This is a genomic window from Bacillus sp. G1(2015b) (assembly GCF_001482475.1).
Taxonomy (GTDB): Bacteria; Bacillota; Bacilli; order Bacillales; family Bacillaceae; genus Bacillus; species Bacillus safensis.
Genome location: NZ_LKIC01000023.1, coordinates 56494 through 74888, shown reverse-complemented (window position 1 = coordinate 74888; position 18395 = coordinate 56494). Strand labels below are relative to the sequence as shown.

Sequence of the window (18395 nt, the reverse complement as noted above, 5' to 3'; positions counted from 1 at the left end):
CTAGTATGCTTTCATTTTCTCCAATGGTCATCAATCTCCTTTTTTCCATGACAAAAAAACCACCCGTATCATACGAATGGTTTTTTGCGTGTTATGCCAGACAGGCTTTTGCTTTTTCTAAAGCGAGCTGGATTTGTTTGAATCCAGTTCCGCCTGCACTTGTTCTTTTTTCAACCGCAACATACGGATCAAGAACAGTGTAAATGTCTTGTTCAAAAAGCTCGCTTGCTTCTGTAAAAGTTTCAAAAGGAAGATCACTTAAGTAGATGCCTTTTTGAATACATGTATACACAAGCTTGCCAACGATTTCGTGTGCTTCACGGAATGGCATGCCTTTTTTCGCAAGGTAGTCTGCCACTTCTGTCGCATTTGAGAAATCTTCTTTTGTTGCCTTTTTCATGACATCTTCGTTGACTGTCATCGTTTGAATCATACCTGTGAAGATTTGCAGGCTGCCAGCGATGGTTTTCACTGTATCAAACATGCCTTCTTTATCTTCTTGCAGATCTTTGTTATACGTAAGCGGCAAGCCTTTCATAATCGTGAGAAGCCCCATCAGGTTGCCATACACACGGCCTGTTTTCCCGCGGATTAATTCAGCCATGTCCGGGTTTTTCTTCTGCGGCATCATGCTGCTGCCTGTTGCATACGTATCATCGAGTTCAATGAATTTGAATTCTTGCGAGCACCATAAAATGATTTCTTCACAAAAACGTGAGAGGTGCATCATCACAAGACTGCTATTAGACAAAAACTCTAAAATGAAGTCCCGATCACTCACACCATCAAGGCTGTTTTCGTAAATGTGATCAAAGCCAAGCTGCTCTGCAGTATATTCACGATCAATCGGGAATGTCGTTCCTGCTAACGCTCCGCATCCAAGCGGAGACACGTTAATTCGCTTCAATGAATCTTGAAAGCGCGCTTTGTCACGCTCAAGCATCCAAAAATAGGCGAGCATATGATGGGCAAAGGAAATAGGCTGTGCACGCTGCAAGTGCGTATATCCTGGAAAAATTGTTTCAACGTGCTGTTCTGCCTTTTCTACAAGCACCGTTTGAAAGGAAGAGATCAGTTCAATGATATGCTCGACTTGGTTATTCAAATATAAGTGCATATCAGTTGCGACCTGATCATTCCGGCTTCTCGCTGTGTGCAATTTGCCGCCAAGCGGACCAATCTCATCAATGAGCATTTTTTCAAGGTTTAAATGAATGTCCTCATAGTCTACTGAGAATTCCAGTTCATCCGCCTCTGCCTTTTTCATGAGCGTATTTAGTCCGTCTTTGATGACAGCGGCCTCCTCATCACCGAGGATACCGCATTTATTCAGCATACTTGCATGAGCAAGGGAGCCGGTCAGATCTTCTTTCACTAATTGTTTGTCGAAATGAATGGACGCACCAAACTCATCGACCCATTTTTCTGGTGTTTTTTGAAATCGGCCTCCCCAAAGCTTTTTCATGCTTTAACCTGCTCCTTTTTATTCACGATGCTGTTTACTTTTGTCGGTAAGCCCCAAAGGTTAATAAATCCTACAGCTGCATCATGATCAAATTCATCTGCTTTAGTATAAGTTGCGAGATTTTCATCATAAAGTGAATATGGTGATTTACGTCCTTCTACAATGGCATGGCCTTTAAATAGTTTCACACGTACAACACCCGTTACGTTTTGCTGTGTTTCTTGTAAGAATGCATCTAGTGCTTCTTTAAGCGGTGAGAACCATAAGCCGTTGTATATTAATTCAGCCATTTTTTGTTCCACGATTGGCTTAAAGTGTGCGACTTCTTTAACAAGCGTTAAGTCTTCAAGCTCTTTATGTGCTTTAAGAAGTGTGACTGCACCTGGGCACTCGTACACTTCACGAGATTTGATTCCAACAAGACGGTTTTCAACGTGATCGATTCTGCCAACACCATGCTGACCAGCGACTTCATTTAAATGAAGGATAAGATCAGATAATGAATACTGGATACCGTCAATCGCTGTCGGTTTTCCTTTTTCAAACGTGATTTCAATGATTTCTGGTGTGTCAGGTGTTTTTTCAAGTGGATTTGTCAGATCATATGCACCTTCTGGCGGCGCAGCCCAAGGATCTTCTAAAATGCCACATTCGTTACTTCTGCCCCAAAGGTTTTGGTCGATTGAATATGGGCTGTCTAAGTTAATCGGAATTGGAATACCGTGTTTTTGTGCATATTCGATTTCCTCATCACGAGACCATTTCCATTCACGCACTGGCGCAAGAACTTCTAGATCTGGATTCAATGCTTTAATGGATACTTCAAAACGAACTTGGTCGTTCCCTTTTCCAGTACATCCATGAGCAACAGCTACTGCATTTTCTTTTTCTGCTACTTCCACTAATTTTTTTGCAATAAGCGGACGGGATAGTGCAGATACTAGTGGATATTTTCCTTCATACATTGTGTGTGCTTGTAATGCAGTGAGTGCAAACTCTTCAGCAAATTCTTCTTTTGCGTCAATCATGTATGATTGAACCGCTCCGACTTGAAGCGCTTTTTGTTGAACGAATGCCAAGTCTTTTCCTTCGCCTACGTCAAGGCAGCAAGCAACGACTTCGTATCCTTGCTCTTGTAACCATTTAACTGCAACAGAGGTATCAAGACCTCCGGAATATGCTAATACAACTTTTTTATTTTGTGACATGATTGAAAAGCTCCTCTCGCTTGTTTTGATTCTGTGAATGTTTTTTTGCATAAAAATAAGTTTTAATTTATAAACATGCATTTAGTATGTATACACTGTAACAAGGAAAAATTGTTTTTTCAACCCCTTTATGAAAAAAACTCTGCCAAATTTTCTTGGCAGAGTCATTTTGGGCTATTTTTGATCCTTTTCAAGCTCTCGTAAGACGTGAGGAAGCTCTGGTATCACGAGTTTTGTCATGGCTAAACGAACGGCTCCGGTAGATCCCGGCGTGGCAAAGACAGCCTTTTGATTGACGACCCCTGCCGTTGCCCGGGACAAGATAGCAGCTGAACCTATGTCTTCTGTATAGCTGAGCATGCGGAAGATTTCACCAAAGCCAGGCAGCTCCTTGGAAAAAAGAGGGGTAATCGCTTCAATGGTCACATCCCTTGCAGCAATTCCTGTTCCGCCATTTAACAAGACGGCGTCTATTTTCGGTTCGCTTGTTCCTTCCAGCACAGCGTCTTGAATCGATCCAATATCATCTTTTACAATATCGTATGCAAGAACAAGATGTCCCTGTTCTTTGAGCAAATCAATCATCAGGCGCCCGCTTTTATCTGTTTCCTTCGTTCTTGTATCACTGACCGTGATGACCTTCACATAAAGCCTTTCTTTCGCCTCTCGTTTATGTTCTGCCACGCTCATTTTCCGCACCGCTCCCTTTTATTTCATATTGGACAACATTATAGCATGCTGCTTTTAACAGAAAAAAGCTCTTTTCCTTATTGGAAAAGAGCTCAGATTGTTGACAAAGGGCTAAAATGATTTTGATTTTAGCCCTTTGTCTTCTTTTCAGCGTGATAGAAAACCTTTGCAGTCTAGGAAGGACGAGCACCGGAGCGGAGCGAATTTGACATTCGTGAGCACCGAAGCGCAGACCTGCGGGCGAATGCGAGGGTTTGTCTACACGCTGAGCTTTTCAAACTTGATTACGCTAAACGCATAACGTCTCTTGCAATCATTACTTCTTCGTTTGTTGGGATGACGATCACTTTTACAGGAGAGTGCGGGTAGCTGATGAATGCTTCTTCGCCTCTCATGTTGTTTAGGGAAGGATCCCAGTAAACGCCCATGAATTCTAGACCACGAAGTACACGTGCTCTTACTTCTGAACTGTTTTCACCGATTCCAGCTGTGAAGATGATCGCATCTACACCGTTCATTCTTGCTGCATAAGAACCGATGTATTTATGAATACGGCTTGCAAAAATATCAAGAGCAACTTCTGCACGGTCGTTTCCTTCTTCTGTTGCTTCTTCAATATCACGAAGGTCACTTGACAGACCAGACACACCTAAAAGACCACTCTTCTTATTCAAAGTAGAAAGCACTTCTTCAGCAGTATGTCCTGTTTTTTCCATAATGAATGGAATAAGAGCAGGGTCAATGTTACCTGAACGTGTCCCCATTGCAACACCAGCAAGTGGTGTAAAGCCCATAGATGTATCGATTGATTTTCCACCTTCAACTGCTGCGATACTCGCACCATTTCCAAGGTGGCAAGAAATCAAACGAAGCTCTTCTAGTGGACGGCCTAATAGCTCTGCTGCACGCTCTGTAACGAACTTGTGGCTTGTCCCGTGGAATCCGTATTTACGAATACCAAAGTTTTTGTAGTAGTCGTACGGAAGGCTGTATAGGTAAGACTGCTCTGGCATAGTTTGGTGGAACGCTGTATCGAACACAGCAATCGCTGGTACGTCAGGCAGAATTTGTTTGAATGCTTTGATTCCTACAACGTTTGCAGGGTTGTGAAGTGGTGCAAGCTCTGAAAGCTGATCAATGTCGTTAATCACTTCATCAGTTAAAAGTACAGAATCGCTGAATTTCTCTCCGCCGTGAACAACACGGTGTCCTACGCCATCAATTTCATTAAAGTCTTTGATGATGTGAAATTCAGTTAGTTTTTCAAGCAGCATTTTGACCGCTACTGCGTGATCTGGAATATCTGTCACTTCTGTTTTCTTTTCTCCATCTACAGAAATCGTGAAGATACTGTTGTCCATTCCGATTCTTTCAACAAGCCCTTTTGTTAAAACGGTTTCTTCTGGCATGTCGAACAATTGGAATTTAAGAGATGAGCTTCCTGCGTTGATTGCAATAATTTTGGACATTACTGTCGCTCCTTTTACTCAGTTGTTATATAAGGTTTCACGTTTTTTCCGGTGCTATATTCAACCTGTTTGACGGGTCTTTTATAGTTTAACGATAAGTCCGAAAAATATCTGACTTTTTCATTTAAACATTGAAAACTTTGCATTTCAAGTGCACCTTCAAACTGTTATCGCTTACATCAATAAGTCATTATTTTCTGAATAGTAAAATAGCCAGAAATAAATCTGGCTATTCTTTCGTTTCTTTTTCTTCTATAAACCACTGGTCTAGTTTTCGCATCACACCGACCATTGCTTCCTTTTGTGAGAAAGATGGAAGATTGGCAAACAGCATTCGTTTTGGTGCTTCCAGCCCTTCTTTTTTCTTTTGCATCACAAATAAGCTTTTGGCGTGTTTTTTATCCTTAAACATGGACACTGGCAGCTGAATTAACGCATTCATATACGCATGGTCTTTAATGAAATCCTTTAATTGTACGCTCTCTTTTCCTTCAAACAAGTCGTTTGGAATGATGAAGAATAAGAAGCCGCCTTCTTTTGTGTAGCGGAGGCTTTGTTCAATGAATAAATAATGGGCAAAGGCATGTCCTTCTTTTGCCTTTAATTCAAAGTCTGCTGCACGTTCATCATTTGGATAATAGCCGACTGGCAGGCTGCATACAGTGACATCTGCCGGTGAGATCAGAAGCGGTTCAAGACTGTCCTGATGGAAAAGTTCGACTTCTTTCTCCTCTAAATTCGCCTGGGCCCAAGCAATTTTAATGAGCACATCATCAATTTCAGACGCAAAGCCGCGCTTAGTTTCTGCCGTAAGATTGTTTAAGACCGCGAGCAGTAAGTTTCCTGTTCCCGCTGCTGGATCAAAGACAACAAGCTCTTTTTGACCTTCTAAAAATTTATTCACCAAATAGCTGACAAACAGTCCAATCGTATCTGGCGTCATCTGGCGATTTGGATGAGAAATATCCTTTTGACCTTTCAATACGGCGAGCTGAAACGCTTTACGAATCTGCTCATGATCATAAGAAGCAAAATCTGCTTTCTCTATTAAATCCTTTAATAAACCGTTTCGATCATTTGCTTGGAAAAAGGCTTCTCCTGCTTCCGCCAATGCCTCAATATAGGAAATGCTCTGTTCCTTTTTCAATCGAATAGAAGCTGTATCGAGCAGTTCAAAAATAGTACTTACTTGATCTTTCTGCAATGCTTTTCTCTCCTCGCTTTGTTAAAAGCTATATGTTCTCATTGAAAAGAGCCCCAGGTTGAAGCCGGAGCTCTTGTCGATGCTGCTTTTATAACAGTGATTTTGCAGCTTCAATGGCTTTTTCATAATTTGGGTGATTCGTTGCTTCACTTACGTATTCAGTGTAAACCACTTTTCCGTTAGGGTCTAATACAAAGACTGCGCGCGCCAATAAACGCAATTCTTTCATATACACTCCGAATGCTTCACCAAATGACATATCTCTGTGATCAGATAATGTTTCGACATTTTCAATTCCGTTTGCTCCGCACCAGCGTGCTTGTGCAAATGGAAGGTCTGCACTAATCGTATAAATATTGACCGGACCTAAACCGGCTGCCTCTTCATTGAAACGTCTTGTTTGTGCGTCACACACACCTGTATCAATAGAAGGAATCACTGAGATGATCGTCACTTTTCCTGCTAAATCAGAAAGTGAAACTTCTCCAAGTGAGTTCGTTAAAACCGTAAAATCAGGAGCCTGCTCGCCTACTTTTACTTCATTTCCTACAAGCGTGACAGGACTTCCTTTAAATGTGATCGATGCCAAAACAATTCCTCCCTTTTCAAATGTATGGTTCTATCATAGTAGAGAAAGCAAAAAACTGCAAAGCCTAATCGTCCATTTTGAAAAAAAGTTAACTGCAGCGCAGCTAACTTTTTAAAGGTCTATGTCATCTAGTTTTCGTTCTTTGTGACGGTGCTCCCGCTCATCCTTCTTAAACATGTGCTGAAGACGTTCAATTGCTTGAGGAGCAGAATCCAATATTTTATCGAGCAGATGTGTGTGTTCATCCAAATGAAGCATTCGAACTCCGTTTGTTCCTACAATTAAGAAGGCAATTGGTGTAATTGACACCCCGCCGCCGCTTCCGCCGCCAAATGGGAGTCTCGGTTCTTTTCGTTCTTGATCATCAGAACGCTTTTCCTTCTTTTGGTTCCCGTTAAATTCACTGCCGCCGGCTGCAAATCCAAAACCAACTTTTGACACAGTGAGAATGACACTGCCGTCAGGGGTTTCGACTGGATCGCCGATGATTGTATTCACATCTATCATTTCTTTTAAGTTTTCCATCGCTGTCTTCATGAGACCTTGGATTGGATGATCTGCCATTTTCGGGTTCCTCCTTAAACAGATGATTCATTCTTCGTTGCTTGAAGAGAGGCACTTTTTCTCGCCTTTCTCCCTTTTAACCAATGGACAAGTAAACGAATGGCTGCAAGCATAGCATGTCCAATACGAAAATAAGCTATACATGTAAACTGAGTCTGTGACACGTTGTGCTGAAAGGCCGGAATGACTTCATATACTGGTTTATGCTTAAAGGTGAGATGCTCCTGCATAAAGGCAAGCAGTACTCCTTTAACTGACCACACACCGCCAGCTGCTACACCTGTTAAAGCGGCGTCATGAAAGCCGATCCATGTCGACCAGTGAAATGAGACAACCCTTATGTGAATGAAGAACTTGCGCATGATCCGATTTAAATCGACAATCTCTTTTGTGATGCGCTCCATTTGATGAAGGATTTGCTTCATATCACGTTTTCCTACTTTTTTATGCATCGATTCTTTTTCGTGATCAGGGGTTTTGGCGCTTTCCATTTTCTTTTCACGAATATCAATCGTTTGGTCTTCTGGATTGACCCTCACCATCGGAATCTCTTTTTTGAGTCTGACCAATCCATATAAGGTGATGACCTTCAGTGCAATATGGTCATTGTCGTTTGTATGCGAATAGTCCAGCGAAATGGTTACTTTCATGAAAATCAACAAGATCACAAGAAACAACAACGCTGCGATCCAAACGTAAAGCACTGTGCTCACTTCCTCCATAACAAATGATGCTTCCCCTACGATTATGGCTCTCATTCTGGATTTTATACCCAATCAACAAAAAAAGAGTTTGACCAGTACGCGGCCAAACTCCTCTGATTATACGTTTGATTCTGTTTTTTCATATAAATGTTCATGGACGACCACCGTATCAGCAAAGTAATCATGAACCCCTTGCTTTTTCGGCGAGAACCCAACGATTGCATAGAGAACAAAGATCGTATTAATGTAACGTCCCACAATCTCTCTAAAGAAAATAACATCCCATGCCAGCTTCTTCTCAGGCTGAAGTGAGACCACTTTAATCCCAAACACCATCTTGCCGAGTGTTTGCTGAAAGATTTTCGTCATGATGGCGAAATAAAGGAGGAATACAATTGTCGTTGTGACGGAAAATGGAGAAAACCATCCCCCTCCTTTGGACCAGCCAAACAGACTAAAGATTGGAGAAACCGTCAAATGGTTGACACCCCAGACGACGAGCCAATCAAGAATAAATGCCCAAAATCTAATCCAAAAACCTGCAAACGCCTGTGCTTCAATTGAAGCGCGCTTCACAAAGGCCGGCTTCGATTCTTCCTCTTGGCTGCGGCTTTCGCTTACTTCATCGAATGTAGAATCCATCTATGATCCCTCCTTTATTTTGAATAGAGATACATCGGTTTAGAACCATTTGAGCCAGCCAGTGTTTCTTTTAAATTCAGAAAATCGATTTCGCTTTTAAAGAGCTTGCTTGCACTCATGTTAAAGAGTGAGTTCCAGCCAAAGCTTTGAGAATAGCTGACCACTGTTGCTCCTTTTAAGCCTTTTTCATTTTTCTTCATCGCTTTTAATGCATCTTCATAATACCCAAGCTCATCGACTAATCCGTTCGATTTTGCCTGTGTCCCGTCATATACTCGGCCGTCAGCAATTTTCTTGACTTCCTGTTTTGACATGCCTCGTCCTTCAGAGATCACTTTGACAAATCCTTCGTAAGAGTTATCGACCATGCTTTGCATGATATTACGCTCATCTTTTGTCATATCACGGTTAGGAGACATGATGTCTTTGAACTTCCCGCTCTTAATTGTTTCATATTTAATCCCCAAATTATCTGCCAGCTTTGAATAATTCAAGCTCTGCATAATAACACCTAGTGATCCTGTTAATGTTTCAGGTGAAGCAAAGATTTTCTTCGCTGGAGTTGACACGTAGTAGCCGCCAGAAGCTGCCATTGAGCCCATAGATACGTAAATCGGCTTCTTCGCTTTTTTCACTTCTTCTAATTTTTTATGTATTTCAGCACTTTCATAGACACCGCCGCCAGGAGAGTTAACGCGCAGCAGTACGCCTTTTACCGAAGCATCCTCTTTCGCTTTATCTAGTTCCTTGAGGAATGCACGATGATCATACCCTTCTCCGCCTAATAGGCTCGAGGCGCCGCCATTATCTTGAATGGTTCCATTAATCTCAAGAACAGCAATCTTGCCTGCACCGCTGCCATTCTCTAGTACATTCTCTTCTATTTCATCCCCGAATTGATAGCTCATTTTATTGTCATTGAAGCTATCGAACAAGGCCATCGTGACACTAATCACAATTGAAAATCCGAAAACACCAAGTGCAATAATTAGCGCTACCCATCTTTTCGCATTCATCTTTTTCTCCTCCTTTTGATCTCACTTCATTCATACGAATGCCCACATGAAATGTTTCACAGGAATTGTGGTTTTTTTACATTTCATGTAGGCATATGATAGCACCTCTCTTAAATAACGATCAACTTTACATCGTCTACGTAGACAAGCGCATGACGAAAAATTGGCTTTTTTATCCTCTCCCTGCACCTAATAGGCTAGATCTTCACCGCAACGAAACACCTAAACCATTCTTCCATGAGAAAACGGCTATTCAATTATGCTCAGGATTCAGCCATTTCGAATCACTCACATCGACTCATTTCTCATCATGCAAATCTGATCATTAGATGTTCTCTCTAATGTTTTTACTTTCATATGAAAAAAGTGTAAAATGTGAGCAAGGGTTTTCATGTAAGCCCTTTATTATTGGAAATTATTTTTGACAGCAAAGGGGAGAACGTCAATGACAGACAATCGACGCAATGTATTTTTCTTTTACAAAAAAGATCATGAATTGGATGGACACATTTCTTCTCTCGAGAAGCTCGCTACCGATCAAGGCTTTCACGTCGTCAAGCGTGCAGAGGATGCCCATATTATTGCTTCAATTGGTGGGGATGGCACATTTCTTCAAGCAGTCCGCAAAACGAACTTCCGGGATGACTGCTTGTATGTAGGGGTATCAAAATCAGAGAATACGCATCTATACTGTGATTTCTCGTTAGAGCATTTTGATAAAATGATTGATGCCATGAACACTGAACAGCTTGAAGTGAGAAAATATCCGATTATCGATGTAAGCGTTGACAGTACAAATCAGTTCCATTGCTTAAATGAACTGTCGATCCGCTCCAGCATTATTAAAACATTTGTGATCGATGTGTATATAGATGATTTCCACTTTGAAACTTTTAGAGGCGACGGCATGATTATTTCCACTCCGACTGGTTCAACGGCTTACAATAAATCCGTGAGTGGCGCAGTGGTTGATCCGATGCTTCCTTGTATGCAAGTCACAGAGCTTGCATCGCTGAATAACAACTCGTACCGTACATTAGGCGCTCCTTTCATCTTAAGCAGTGACCGCAAGCTGACGCTGAAAGTGGTGCAGGATGGAAACGATCATCCAATTATTGGGCTTGATAACGAAGCACTCGGTACAAAACACGTCAAACAAATTGACATTGGCCTTTCAGGAAAAGTGATTAAAACGGTGAAATTAAAAGACAACTCTTACTGGCAAAAAGTAAAACGCAGATTCCTTTAATCTTTCAGATTATTGAGGGTTTAAAGCTCCTTTATGGGGCTTTTTTTTATGTCTTTTCATTCACGGTCATGGTTATGGTATGATGTCACAAGTATGAATGTACGAAAAGGAGAACACGATGACATTACAACATTTTGATCAATATCCATTAAGTGATGAATTGAAACAAGCGTTAGAAGCGCTTCACTTCCATACACCTACACCCGTTCAGCACGAAACATTATCCGTTGCTTTTTCAAAGCAGGATTTAATCGTCAAATCTCAGACTGGCAGCGGCAAGACTGCAGCATATGGTCTTCCGATTTGTGAAATGGTTGATTGGGCTGAAAATAAACCTCAAGCCCTTATCCTCGTTCCGACACGAGAACTCGCCATGCAGGTCAAACAAGACCTCACAAGCCTTGGACGATTCAAACGAATCAAAGCCGCAGCCATTTTTGGAAAAGCCTCTTTTCAAGCGCAGAAAGTAGAACTTTCACAGAAAAATCATATTGTGTGCGGGACACCAGGCCGCATTTTGGATCACCTTGAGAAAGGCACCCTTTCTTTAGAAAATCTCAAATTTTTCGTGTTAGATGAAGCGGATGAAATGCTGAACATGGGATTTATCGATCAGGTCTCTTCTATTATTCAGTATCTGCCGCCAAAGCGCATGTCGATGCTATTTTCAGCGACAATGTCTGATGATATGAAGAAATTGAGTGAACAGTTTTTACAATCACCGAAAATCATTGAGATCGCACGTGAAGAAACGTCTGTACAGCAAATTACCCACACCGTGATTGAAACAGAAGAGGAATCGAAATTCTCCCTTCTTCAGCGTACGATCGTCATTGAAAATCCAGATAGCTGCATTATTTTCTGTAATACACAAGACCGGGTGAATGAACTCACGATGAAGCTGGATGAATGGGATGTACCCTGTGACAAAATTCACGGCGGCATGAGACAGGAAGACCGCTTTGATGTGATGGATGAATTTAAAAAAGGTGAATTCCGTTACCTGATCGCAACAGATATAGCAGCCCGGGGAATTGATGTCAGTGATATGACACATGTCATTCATTATGATCTTCCTTATGAAAAAGAGCGCTATATTCACCGAACTGGTAGAACAGGCAGAGCAGGAAAAAGCGGAAAAACGATTGCGTTTATGACAAAGAATGCTAAGCCGCTTATTGATGAATTAAAGCAGGATGCCGGCATAGATTTTCAAACTCAGCCTTATCCAACGAAGGAAGAAGCAGAAAAGCATGTAGAAAGCTTTGAAGAAAAGATTGAAACGCCTATTCAAAAGGAAAATAAACAGGCCGGCGTTGAGAAGGATATTATGAAACTTTATTTTAACGGCGGAAAGAAAAAGAAGCTGCGAGCTGTTGATTTCGTTGGGACCATTGCCAAAATAGATGGCGTTGCGTTCGATGACATTGGGATTATTACAATTCAAGACACGAAAACATATGTAGATATTTTAAACGGCAAAGGTCCTCTTGTGCTGAATGCCATGCGCCACACAACCATTAAAGGCAAGCAGTTAAAAGTACATGAAGCACGTTCATAAAAAGTAAAGGCCCAGCGCCTTTACTTTTTTATTGATGACGTAATAAGCGCACAAACGTTGATCCCATTAGCCTTTTTGATGACAAACATGACAAATGTCATATTGAATACATGATGGGTGCTACTATGAGCATGACACCTTTCCTTCTATACTTTGAAGTAGAAAGAAACGGAAAGGACTTGAACGTTCATGACGACTTCAACAAACACACAGCAGCAAGCTACTTTAAGAAAACAAGTGGGTCAATTCTCTGGTGCTGATTCGAAAAAAAGTATCATTCAACTCTTTAATACATTCATTCCATTTTTAGGGCTTTGGTTTCTTGCCTATTATAGCCTGAATATCTCCTACCTTTTAACCCTCTTCTTTGCGGTTATTGCAGCTGGGTTTTTAGTACGTGTCTTTATTATTTTTCACGACTGCTGCCATCAATCCTTTTTTAAACAGAAGCCGCTAAATCACCTGTTCGGTTTTTTAACGGGCGTACTCACCCTTTTCCCTTATCTTCAATGGCAACGAGATCATTCAATTCACCATGCCACAAGCAGTAATTTAGACAAACGAGGTACTGGTGACATTTGGCTCCTAACAGTCAAAGAATATCAAGAAGCATCAGCATGGACGAAATTTCGCTACAGATTTTATCGTAACCCTTTTGTGATGTTTATTTTAGGACCGATCTTTGTCTTTCTCTTAAAAAACCGTTTCAACGTCAAAAATGCTCGTAAAAAAGAGCGTTGGAACACGTATTTCACAAACGTGAGCATCATTGCGTTAGCAGCCGCAACATGTCTTCTTTTTGGCTGGCAGGAATTCCTGCTTGTCCAAGGTCCGATCTTCCTAATCTCAGGATCTATCGGTGTATGGTTGTTTTATGTACAGCATACGTTTGAGGATTCTTACTTTGAAGCAGATGAACATTGGAACTATGTGCAGGCAGCTGTTGAAGGAAGCTCTTTTTACAAATTACCAAAGCTTCTTCAATGGTTAACAGGTAATATCGGTTACCATCATGTTCATCATTTAAGCCCAAGAGTACCGAATTATCATTTAGAGCATGCTCATGAGCAAAGTGAACCGTTGCAAAATGTCCCAACCATTACATTAAAAACAAGTATTGAATCCATGAAATTTAGATTGTGGGATGAAGAAACGAAAGCATTCGTTACCTTCAAAGAGGCAAGGCAATCTAAGAAGATGAACGTCCCTGTTATCAAAGGAGACATTCTGAAGAAAAATGCATAATCGGCGCAGGCTCTTTCTTACACGAGAAGGAGCTTGTTGTCATTTACAGGATGCACCAATAGGCTTAATTTGATAAAGTAAGGAAAAAGAATGAAAAACGAAAAAAGGTGGCACACGGATGAAAAAACAGTTTAAAATTCAAAAATTGCATGGGATTTCCCCTTATATATGGGCCATTTTTTTCATCCTGCCCTTCTATTTTATCTTTAAGACACCTTCGACTTTAGGTATTGTCATCGGCATTATTTTGAACGTCGTCTTTTTCGCTGTGTATCGTTTTGCGTTTGTCGCAAAAGGCTGGTCTTTATATGTCTTCGGTCTTTTATTGATCGGTATTTCAACTGGTTATGTGATGCTCTACAGCTATATTTATTTCGCTTTTTGCATCGCCTATTTTAACGGACATATCAAACGAAAAGTCCCCTTTTATATCTTGTACTATATCCATCTGGCGAGCGCCGCCGTGGCAGTGAACTTTAGTTTGATCTTAAAAAAGGGCTGGTTCCTCACACAAATTCCTTTTGTCGTCATTACCCTGATTAGTGCCATTCTTCTTCCTCTCAGCATTCGAAGCAGGAAGGAACGTGAACGGCTTGAGGAGAAATTAGAATATGCCAATGAACGGATTGCTGATCTTGTGAAACTTGAAGAAAGGCAGCGCATTGCACGCGACCTGCATGACACCCTTGGACAAAAGCTTTCTTTGATCGGTTTAAAAAGTGATCTTGCCCGTAAACTCGTGTATAAAGACCCTGAACAGGCTCGTGCCGAACTCAAAAGCGTCCAGCAGACAGCCAGAACGTCTCTCAATGAGGTGCGAAAGATTGTTTCCTCTATGAAAGGCATCCGAATTAAAGATGAAATGTCGAACATCGAGCAAATTCTCGAAGCAGCTGGAATTGAATTGATCTATGATGAAAAGGAAGCACCGAAACACATCTCACTCCTGAACGAAAACATTGTGAGTATGTGCATCAAAGAGGCGGTGACGAATGTCGTCAAACATAGTGACGCGACGGTTTGTAAAATCACCATTCACCAAAAATCAAAGGAAGCGATCATCACCGTTGAGGACGACGGAACATTTAAAGGCGACTATCCTTCCTCTCAAACGAAGGGTCACGGTCTTTTAGGAATTAGAGAAAGATTGGAATTTGCAAATGGCCGCCTGCGTATTGAGACAAAGGATGGGACAAAGCTCATTATGATCATTCCAAATGATTCAGCTGCAAAAGAAAAGGAGGGGATGAAATGATCAACATCTTTATCGCAGAAGATCAGCAAATGCTGCTTGGTGCACTCGGTTCACTTCTCGATTTAGAAGATGATATGACGGTTGTTGGAAAGGGTACGAATGGTCAAGATGCCATCGATTTTGCCAAAAAACACGCTGTTGATATTTGCTTAATGGATATTGAAATGCCGGGAAAATCCGGACTTGATGCAGCGGAAGAGCTCAAAGGATCAGATGTGAAAATCATCATTTTGACGACCTTTGCCCGCTCTGGTTATTTCCAAAGAGCGTTAAAAGCTGGCGTCAGCGGCTATATGCTGAAAGACAGTCCAAGCGAGGAGCTGGCAAGTGCGATTCGCAGTGTGATGAAAGGGAAAAAGGTGTATGCCCCTGAATTGATGGAAGACTTATATAGTGATGAAAATCCTTTAACGGAGCGAGAGAAATCGGTCCTTGAACTCGTCGCAGACGGTAAAAACACAAAAGAAATTGCAAAAGAACTCAGCATTAAAAGTGGCACTGTCCGGAACTACATTTCCATTATTTTAGATAAGTTAGAAGTGAAGAACCGCATCGAGGCCATTACCCGCTCAAAAGAAAAAGGCTGGTTTAAATAAGAAAAAAGATCAGGACACACGCTGCCTTGATCTTTTTTTTGATAAAAAATCTCTTCTTTATTTTTTATCACCAGCTATCAAAATGTCATTGACAACAGCCCACAGTCCTATGATATGATATCCGAGTGATAATAATTATCATTATCACTAATTCAACCAAATATACGGCTATGTGCCGATTTCAAAGGAGTCTACATTCATGAAGAAAATATTGTTCCCTCTGATGCTCATCTTTGTACTTGCATTGAGCGCATGTGGCAATAGCAGCAGCTCTTCCTCAAATAAAGGAAATCAATCAACATCATCAGACAAAATTACATATCAATCTGAAAATGGCCCTGTGAAGCTGCCAGCGCATCCAAAACGTGTTGTTGTTCTAGGTTCTTACGCAGGTAGTGTCATGTCACTTGGTGTGAACATCGTTGGCGTTGACTCTTGGTCAAAAAAGAATCCGCGCTTCCAAAAGGAATTAAAAAATGTGGAAGAAGTATCGGATGCCAATGTAGAGAAAATTATGAAGCTAAAGCCTGATGTCATCATTGGCTTAAGCAATACTAAAAATGTAGAAAAACTCAAAAAAATCGCACCAACCGTTTTGTTTACGTATAACAAAGTCGATTACCTTCAGCAGCACATTGAAATTGGAAAAGTATTAAACAAAGAAAAAGAAGCCAAAGCTTGGGTAAAAGATTTCAAAAAACGTGCAGATGAAGCTGGAAAAGAAATTAAAGCAAAAATCGGTAAAGATGCAACAGTTTCTGTCTTTGAAAGTGGCACAAAAGAGCTCTACGTCTTTGGAGATGCATGGGGCCGCGGAACAGAAATCCTCTACCAGGAAATGAAACTGAAAATGCCTGAGAAAGTGAAAGAAAAAGCATTAAAAGCCGGCTACTATGCAGTTTCACAGGAGGTCATTCCTGAATTTGCTGGAGATTATATGATCATTAGTAAAAACAGCGAAATGGACAATTCCTATCAAAACAGTAAAATTTACAAGTCCATCCCAGCTGTCAAAAAACATCGTGTGTATGAGGCCAATGCAGAAGAATTCTATTTTAATGACCCGATCACACTTGAATACCAACTCTCATTCTTTAAAAAGCACTTTTTAGGTAAATAAGCTGAAGCAAGGGATCTCTTCCCTTGCTTTTTTCTTGTCTACTTCTAGCGGCATGGTCCTTTTTCCGCTACAATGACAACAAGCGAATACAAAAAGTGTGGTGCTGATTTTGTTTAAGATTTTACTAATTGAAGATGATACAACCCTCTTCCAAGAAATCAAAGAACGTCTAGTCAACTGGTCCTATGATGTTTATGGGATTCAAGATTTTCATCAGGTGCTGCAGGAATTCACATCTGTCCAGCCTGATCTCGTCATTATTGATATACAGCTGCCAAAATACGATGGCTTTCACTGGTGCCGGATGATTCGGCATCATTCAAATGTTCCAATCATCTTCCTCTCCTCAAGAGACCACCCTGCTGATATGGTCATGTCGATGCAGCTCGGAGCCGATGATTTTGTGCAAAAGCCCTTCCACTTTGACGTGCTCATTGCCAAAATTAATGCTGTTCTTCGCCGCGTGCATGATTATAATGCAGAACCGGCCAGCCTAAAGGTGTGGTGCGGCGCTGCCATTGACCTAGAAAAAAACACCGTAACAAATGATCACGGTGAGGTTGAATTAACAAAAAATGAGTTATTTATTCTCAAGGAATTGATTCAGCATAAAAATCATATCGTCAGCCGGGAATCACTCATTCAAGCATTGTGGGAGGATGAACGATTTGTCAGTGACAATACACTGACTGTAAACGTCAACCGGCTCAGAAAAAAACTAGACGAGATCTCCCTTGGCGCCTTCATTGAGACAAAAGTGGGTCAAGGCTATCTTGCAAAAGAAAAGGATGATCAATGATGCTGCAAGCATTTTTAAAAGAACGAAGAAGCTGGATTCTTTTCTTTCTTAGTTTGCAGCTCCTCATTCTATTTGTTGCTTATTTGGATACGACCATTCCCATCGCTTCTCTTTTCTATATTGTGCTATTATCTACGTTTCTCATGATTGTCTTTCTCTTTTTTGGATACCGAAAAGAAACGGCTTATTATGAGAGGTTGAAAGAATGGGATGATGACATTGAACATCAAATGCGGCTAACCCCCTCTTCCCCATTTGAGCAGCTCATACATGATGCGACGTCAGAGCAAATTGCACGCTACCGGCGGATGGCAGCAGAGCAGAAAATCGCTCTTGAAGAAGAAAAAGATGAATTGCTCTCTTGGATACATGAGGTCAAAACACCGCTTACAGCGATGCGCTTAATGATTGACCGCTTAACAGATCAGCAGCTGAAATCAAATATGACGTACGAGTGGCTCAGAATACATTTATTACTTGATGCCCAGCTGCACCAAAGCAGAGTTCGTCATATCGAAAATGATTTATTCATTGAAAAGCTGGACCTGCAAAGCATCATCGCAAAGGAAATCAAAGCACTCCAATCATGGTGCATGCAAAAAGGAATCGGCTTTGAGCTGGCGCTGGAGGAACGTACCGTATTAAGTGATATAAAATGGCTATCCTTTATGCTCAGACAGGTACTCACAAATGCAGTCAAATACAGCCATTCTTCCGATATTGTCATTGAAAGCAAGCAAATAAATGACCAAGTCATGCTGACAATCACAGATCAAGGCAGAGGAATTGATCCAAGAGACATCTCTCGTATTTTTGAAAAAGGCTTTACCTCGACAAGACATCACAATGACACCGCCTCAACAGGAATGGGGCTCTATTTAACGAAAAAAGGAGCTGACGCTCTTCATATCACGATCGAGGTCAACTCCACGATAGATCAAGGTACAACCTTCACCTTCACCTTTCCGAAAAAGAATGATTTTGTTCATATTGCGAGCATGTAAAAAGCAATCGCAATC

Annotated in this window: 18 protein-coding genes; 8 read left to right on the top strand and 10 right to left on the bottom strand. The window is 41.2% G+C overall.

Going from position 1 to position 18395, the window contains the following annotated elements; translation table 11 throughout:
* Window positions 1–91: 91 nt before the first annotated feature.
* From argH to sppA, 10 genes are all read right to left on the bottom strand, one after another.
* Window positions 92–1465, bottom strand: coding sequence for an argininosuccinate lyase (gene argH, locus AMR95_RS10980; RefSeq protein ID WP_058838285.1), 1374 nt, complete (start codon window positions 1463–1465; stop codon window positions 92–94).
* Window positions 1462–2673, bottom strand: coding sequence for an argininosuccinate synthase (locus tag AMR95_RS10975; protein ID WP_048239076.1), 1212 nt, complete (start codon window positions 2671–2673; stop codon window positions 1462–1464). Before AMR95_RS10975 ends, argH begins: the two co-directional genes overlap by 4 nt.
* Window positions 2674–2847: 174 nt before the next feature.
* The gene (locus AMR95_RS10970) at window positions 2848–3363 is read right to left on the bottom strand and encodes a MogA/MoaB family molybdenum cofactor biosynthesis protein (protein WP_058838284.1); all 516 of its coding nucleotides are present in this window, start codon (window positions 3361–3363) and stop codon (window positions 2848–2850) included.
* A gap of 284 nt (window positions 3364–3647) precedes the next feature.
* The gene (locus AMR95_RS10965; RefSeq protein ID WP_039180594.1) at window positions 3648–4832 is read right to left on the bottom strand and encodes an acetate kinase; all 1185 of its coding nucleotides are present in this window, start codon (window positions 4830–4832) and stop codon (window positions 3648–3650) included.
* A 229-nt stretch (window positions 4833–5061) separates the two neighbouring features.
* Window positions 5062–6036, bottom strand: a complete 975-nt coding sequence (locus AMR95_RS10960) for a class I SAM-dependent methyltransferase (protein WP_058838283.1) — start codon at window positions 6034–6036, stop codon at window positions 5062–5064.
* 88 nt (window positions 6037–6124) lie between these two features.
* Window positions 6125–6625, bottom strand: coding sequence for a thiol peroxidase (gene tpx, locus AMR95_RS10955; protein ID WP_024424810.1), 501 nt, complete (start codon window positions 6623–6625; stop codon window positions 6125–6127).
* Between the two features lie 111 nt (window positions 6626–6736).
* Window positions 6737–7189, bottom strand: a complete 453-nt coding sequence (ytfJ, locus tag AMR95_RS10950) for a GerW family sporulation protein (RefSeq protein ID WP_024424811.1) — start codon at window positions 7187–7189, stop codon at window positions 6737–6739.
* 14 nt (window positions 7190–7203) lie between these two features.
* A complete protein-coding gene (locus AMR95_RS10945) occupies window positions 7204–7911 on the bottom strand; it encodes a DUF2953 domain-containing protein (RefSeq protein ID WP_058838282.1) in 708 nt (235 codons plus the stop codon).
* A gap of 99 nt (window positions 7912–8010) precedes the next feature.
* On the bottom strand, window positions 8011–8535 hold the full coding sequence (locus AMR95_RS10940; RefSeq protein WP_041086612.1) for an RDD family protein: 525 nt from the start codon (window positions 8533–8535) through the stop codon (window positions 8011–8013).
* A 14-nt stretch (window positions 8536–8549) separates the two neighbouring features.
* Window positions 8550–9551 carry a signal peptide peptidase SppA gene (gene sppA / locus AMR95_RS10935; protein WP_047203771.1) on the bottom strand — a complete coding sequence of 334 codons (1002 nt, stop codon included), beginning with the start codon at window positions 9549–9551 and terminating at the stop codon, window positions 8550–8552.
* A gap of 445 nt (window positions 9552–9996) precedes the next feature.
* Here sppA and AMR95_RS10930 point away from each other — a divergent pair, with 445 nt between their 5' ends.
* The 8 genes from AMR95_RS10930 (at window position 9997) to AMR95_RS10895 (ending at window position 18380) form a co-directional block, all read left to right on the top strand.
* A complete protein-coding gene (locus tag AMR95_RS10930; RefSeq protein ID WP_058838281.1) occupies window positions 9997–10800 on the top strand; it encodes an NAD kinase in 804 nt (267 codons plus the stop codon).
* A gap of 118 nt (window positions 10801–10918) precedes the next feature.
* Window positions 10919–12361: a DEAD/DEAH box helicase gene (locus AMR95_RS10925; RefSeq protein ID WP_058838280.1), complete on the top strand. Its 1443-nt coding sequence runs from the start codon at window positions 10919–10921 to the stop codon at window positions 12359–12361.
* A gap of 189 nt (window positions 12362–12550) precedes the next feature.
* On the top strand, window positions 12551–13606 hold the full coding sequence (locus tag AMR95_RS10920) for a fatty acid desaturase (protein WP_058838279.1): 1056 nt from the start codon (window positions 12551–12553) through the stop codon (window positions 13604–13606).
* A gap of 118 nt (window positions 13607–13724) precedes the next feature.
* A complete protein-coding gene (locus tag AMR95_RS10915) occupies window positions 13725–14861 on the top strand; it encodes a sensor histidine kinase (RefSeq protein WP_058838278.1) in 1137 nt (378 codons plus the stop codon).
* The gene (locus AMR95_RS10910; protein WP_058838277.1) at window positions 14858–15457 is read left to right on the top strand and encodes a response regulator transcription factor; all 600 of its coding nucleotides are present in this window, start codon (window positions 14858–14860) and stop codon (window positions 15455–15457) included. Before AMR95_RS10915 ends, AMR95_RS10910 begins: the two co-directional genes overlap by 4 nt.
* Window positions 15458–15656: 199 nt before the next feature.
* The gene (locus AMR95_RS10905) at window positions 15657–16577 is read left to right on the top strand and encodes an iron-hydroxamate ABC transporter substrate-binding protein (RefSeq protein ID WP_039180614.1); all 921 of its coding nucleotides are present in this window, start codon (window positions 15657–15659) and stop codon (window positions 16575–16577) included.
* Between the two features lie 109 nt (window positions 16578–16686).
* Entirely contained in the window at window positions 16687–17376 is a 690-nt protein-coding gene (locus AMR95_RS10900; protein ID WP_047203767.1) for a response regulator transcription factor, read from the top strand.
* Window positions 17376–18380: a sensor histidine kinase gene (locus AMR95_RS10895; protein WP_058838276.1), complete on the top strand. Its 1005-nt coding sequence runs from the start codon at window positions 17376–17378 to the stop codon at window positions 18378–18380. Before AMR95_RS10900 ends, AMR95_RS10895 begins: the two co-directional genes overlap by 1 nt.
* Window positions 18381–18395: the final 15 nt, after the last annotated feature.

Coding starts and splice junctions, on each gene's coding strand:
- argH (WP_058838285.1), bottom strand. CDS start 1,465: ATGAAAAAGCTTTGGGGAGGCCGATTTCAAAAAACACCAGAAAAATGG.
- AMR95_RS10975 (WP_048239076.1), bottom strand. CDS start 2,673: ATGTCACAAAATAAAAAAGTTGTATTAGCATATTCCGGAGGTCTTGAT.
- AMR95_RS10970 (WP_058838284.1), bottom strand. CDS start 3,363: ATGAGCGTGGCAGAACATAAACGAGAGGCGAAAGAAAGGCTTTATGTG.
- AMR95_RS10965 (WP_039180594.1), bottom strand. CDS start 4,832: ATGTCCAAAATTATTGCAATCAACGCAGGAAGCTCATCTCTTAAATTC.
- ytfJ (WP_024424811.1), bottom strand. CDS start 7,189: ATGGCAGATCATCCAATCCAAGGTCTCATGAAGACAGCGATGGAAAAC.
- AMR95_RS10945 (WP_058838282.1), bottom strand. CDS start 7,911: ATGGAGGAAGTGAGCACAGTGCTTTACGTTTGGATCGCAGCGTTGTTG.
- AMR95_RS10940 (WP_041086612.1), bottom strand. CDS start 8,535: ATGGATTCTACATTCGATGAAGTAAGCGAAAGCCGCAGCCAAGAGGAA.
- sppA (WP_047203771.1), bottom strand. CDS start 9,551: ATGAATGCGAAAAGATGGGTAGCGCTAATTATTGCACTTGGTGTTTTC.
- AMR95_RS10930 (WP_058838281.1), top strand. CDS start 9,997: ATGACAGACAATCGACGCAATGTATTTTTCTTTTACAAAAAAGATCAT.
- AMR95_RS10925 (WP_058838280.1), top strand. CDS start 10,919: ATGACATTACAACATTTTGATCAATATCCATTAAGTGATGAATTGAAA.
- AMR95_RS10920 (WP_058838279.1), top strand. CDS start 12,551: ATGACGACTTCAACAAACACACAGCAGCAAGCTACTTTAAGAAAACAA.
- AMR95_RS10915 (WP_058838278.1), top strand. CDS start 13,725: ATGAAAAAACAGTTTAAAATTCAAAAATTGCATGGGATTTCCCCTTAT.
- AMR95_RS10910 (WP_058838277.1), top strand. CDS start 14,858: ATGATCAACATCTTTATCGCAGAAGATCAGCAAATGCTGCTTGGTGCA.
- AMR95_RS10905 (WP_039180614.1), top strand. CDS start 15,657: ATGAAGAAAATATTGTTCCCTCTGATGCTCATCTTTGTACTTGCATTG.
- AMR95_RS10895 (WP_058838276.1), top strand. CDS start 17,376: ATGCTGCAAGCATTTTTAAAAGAACGAAGAAGCTGGATTCTTTTCTTT.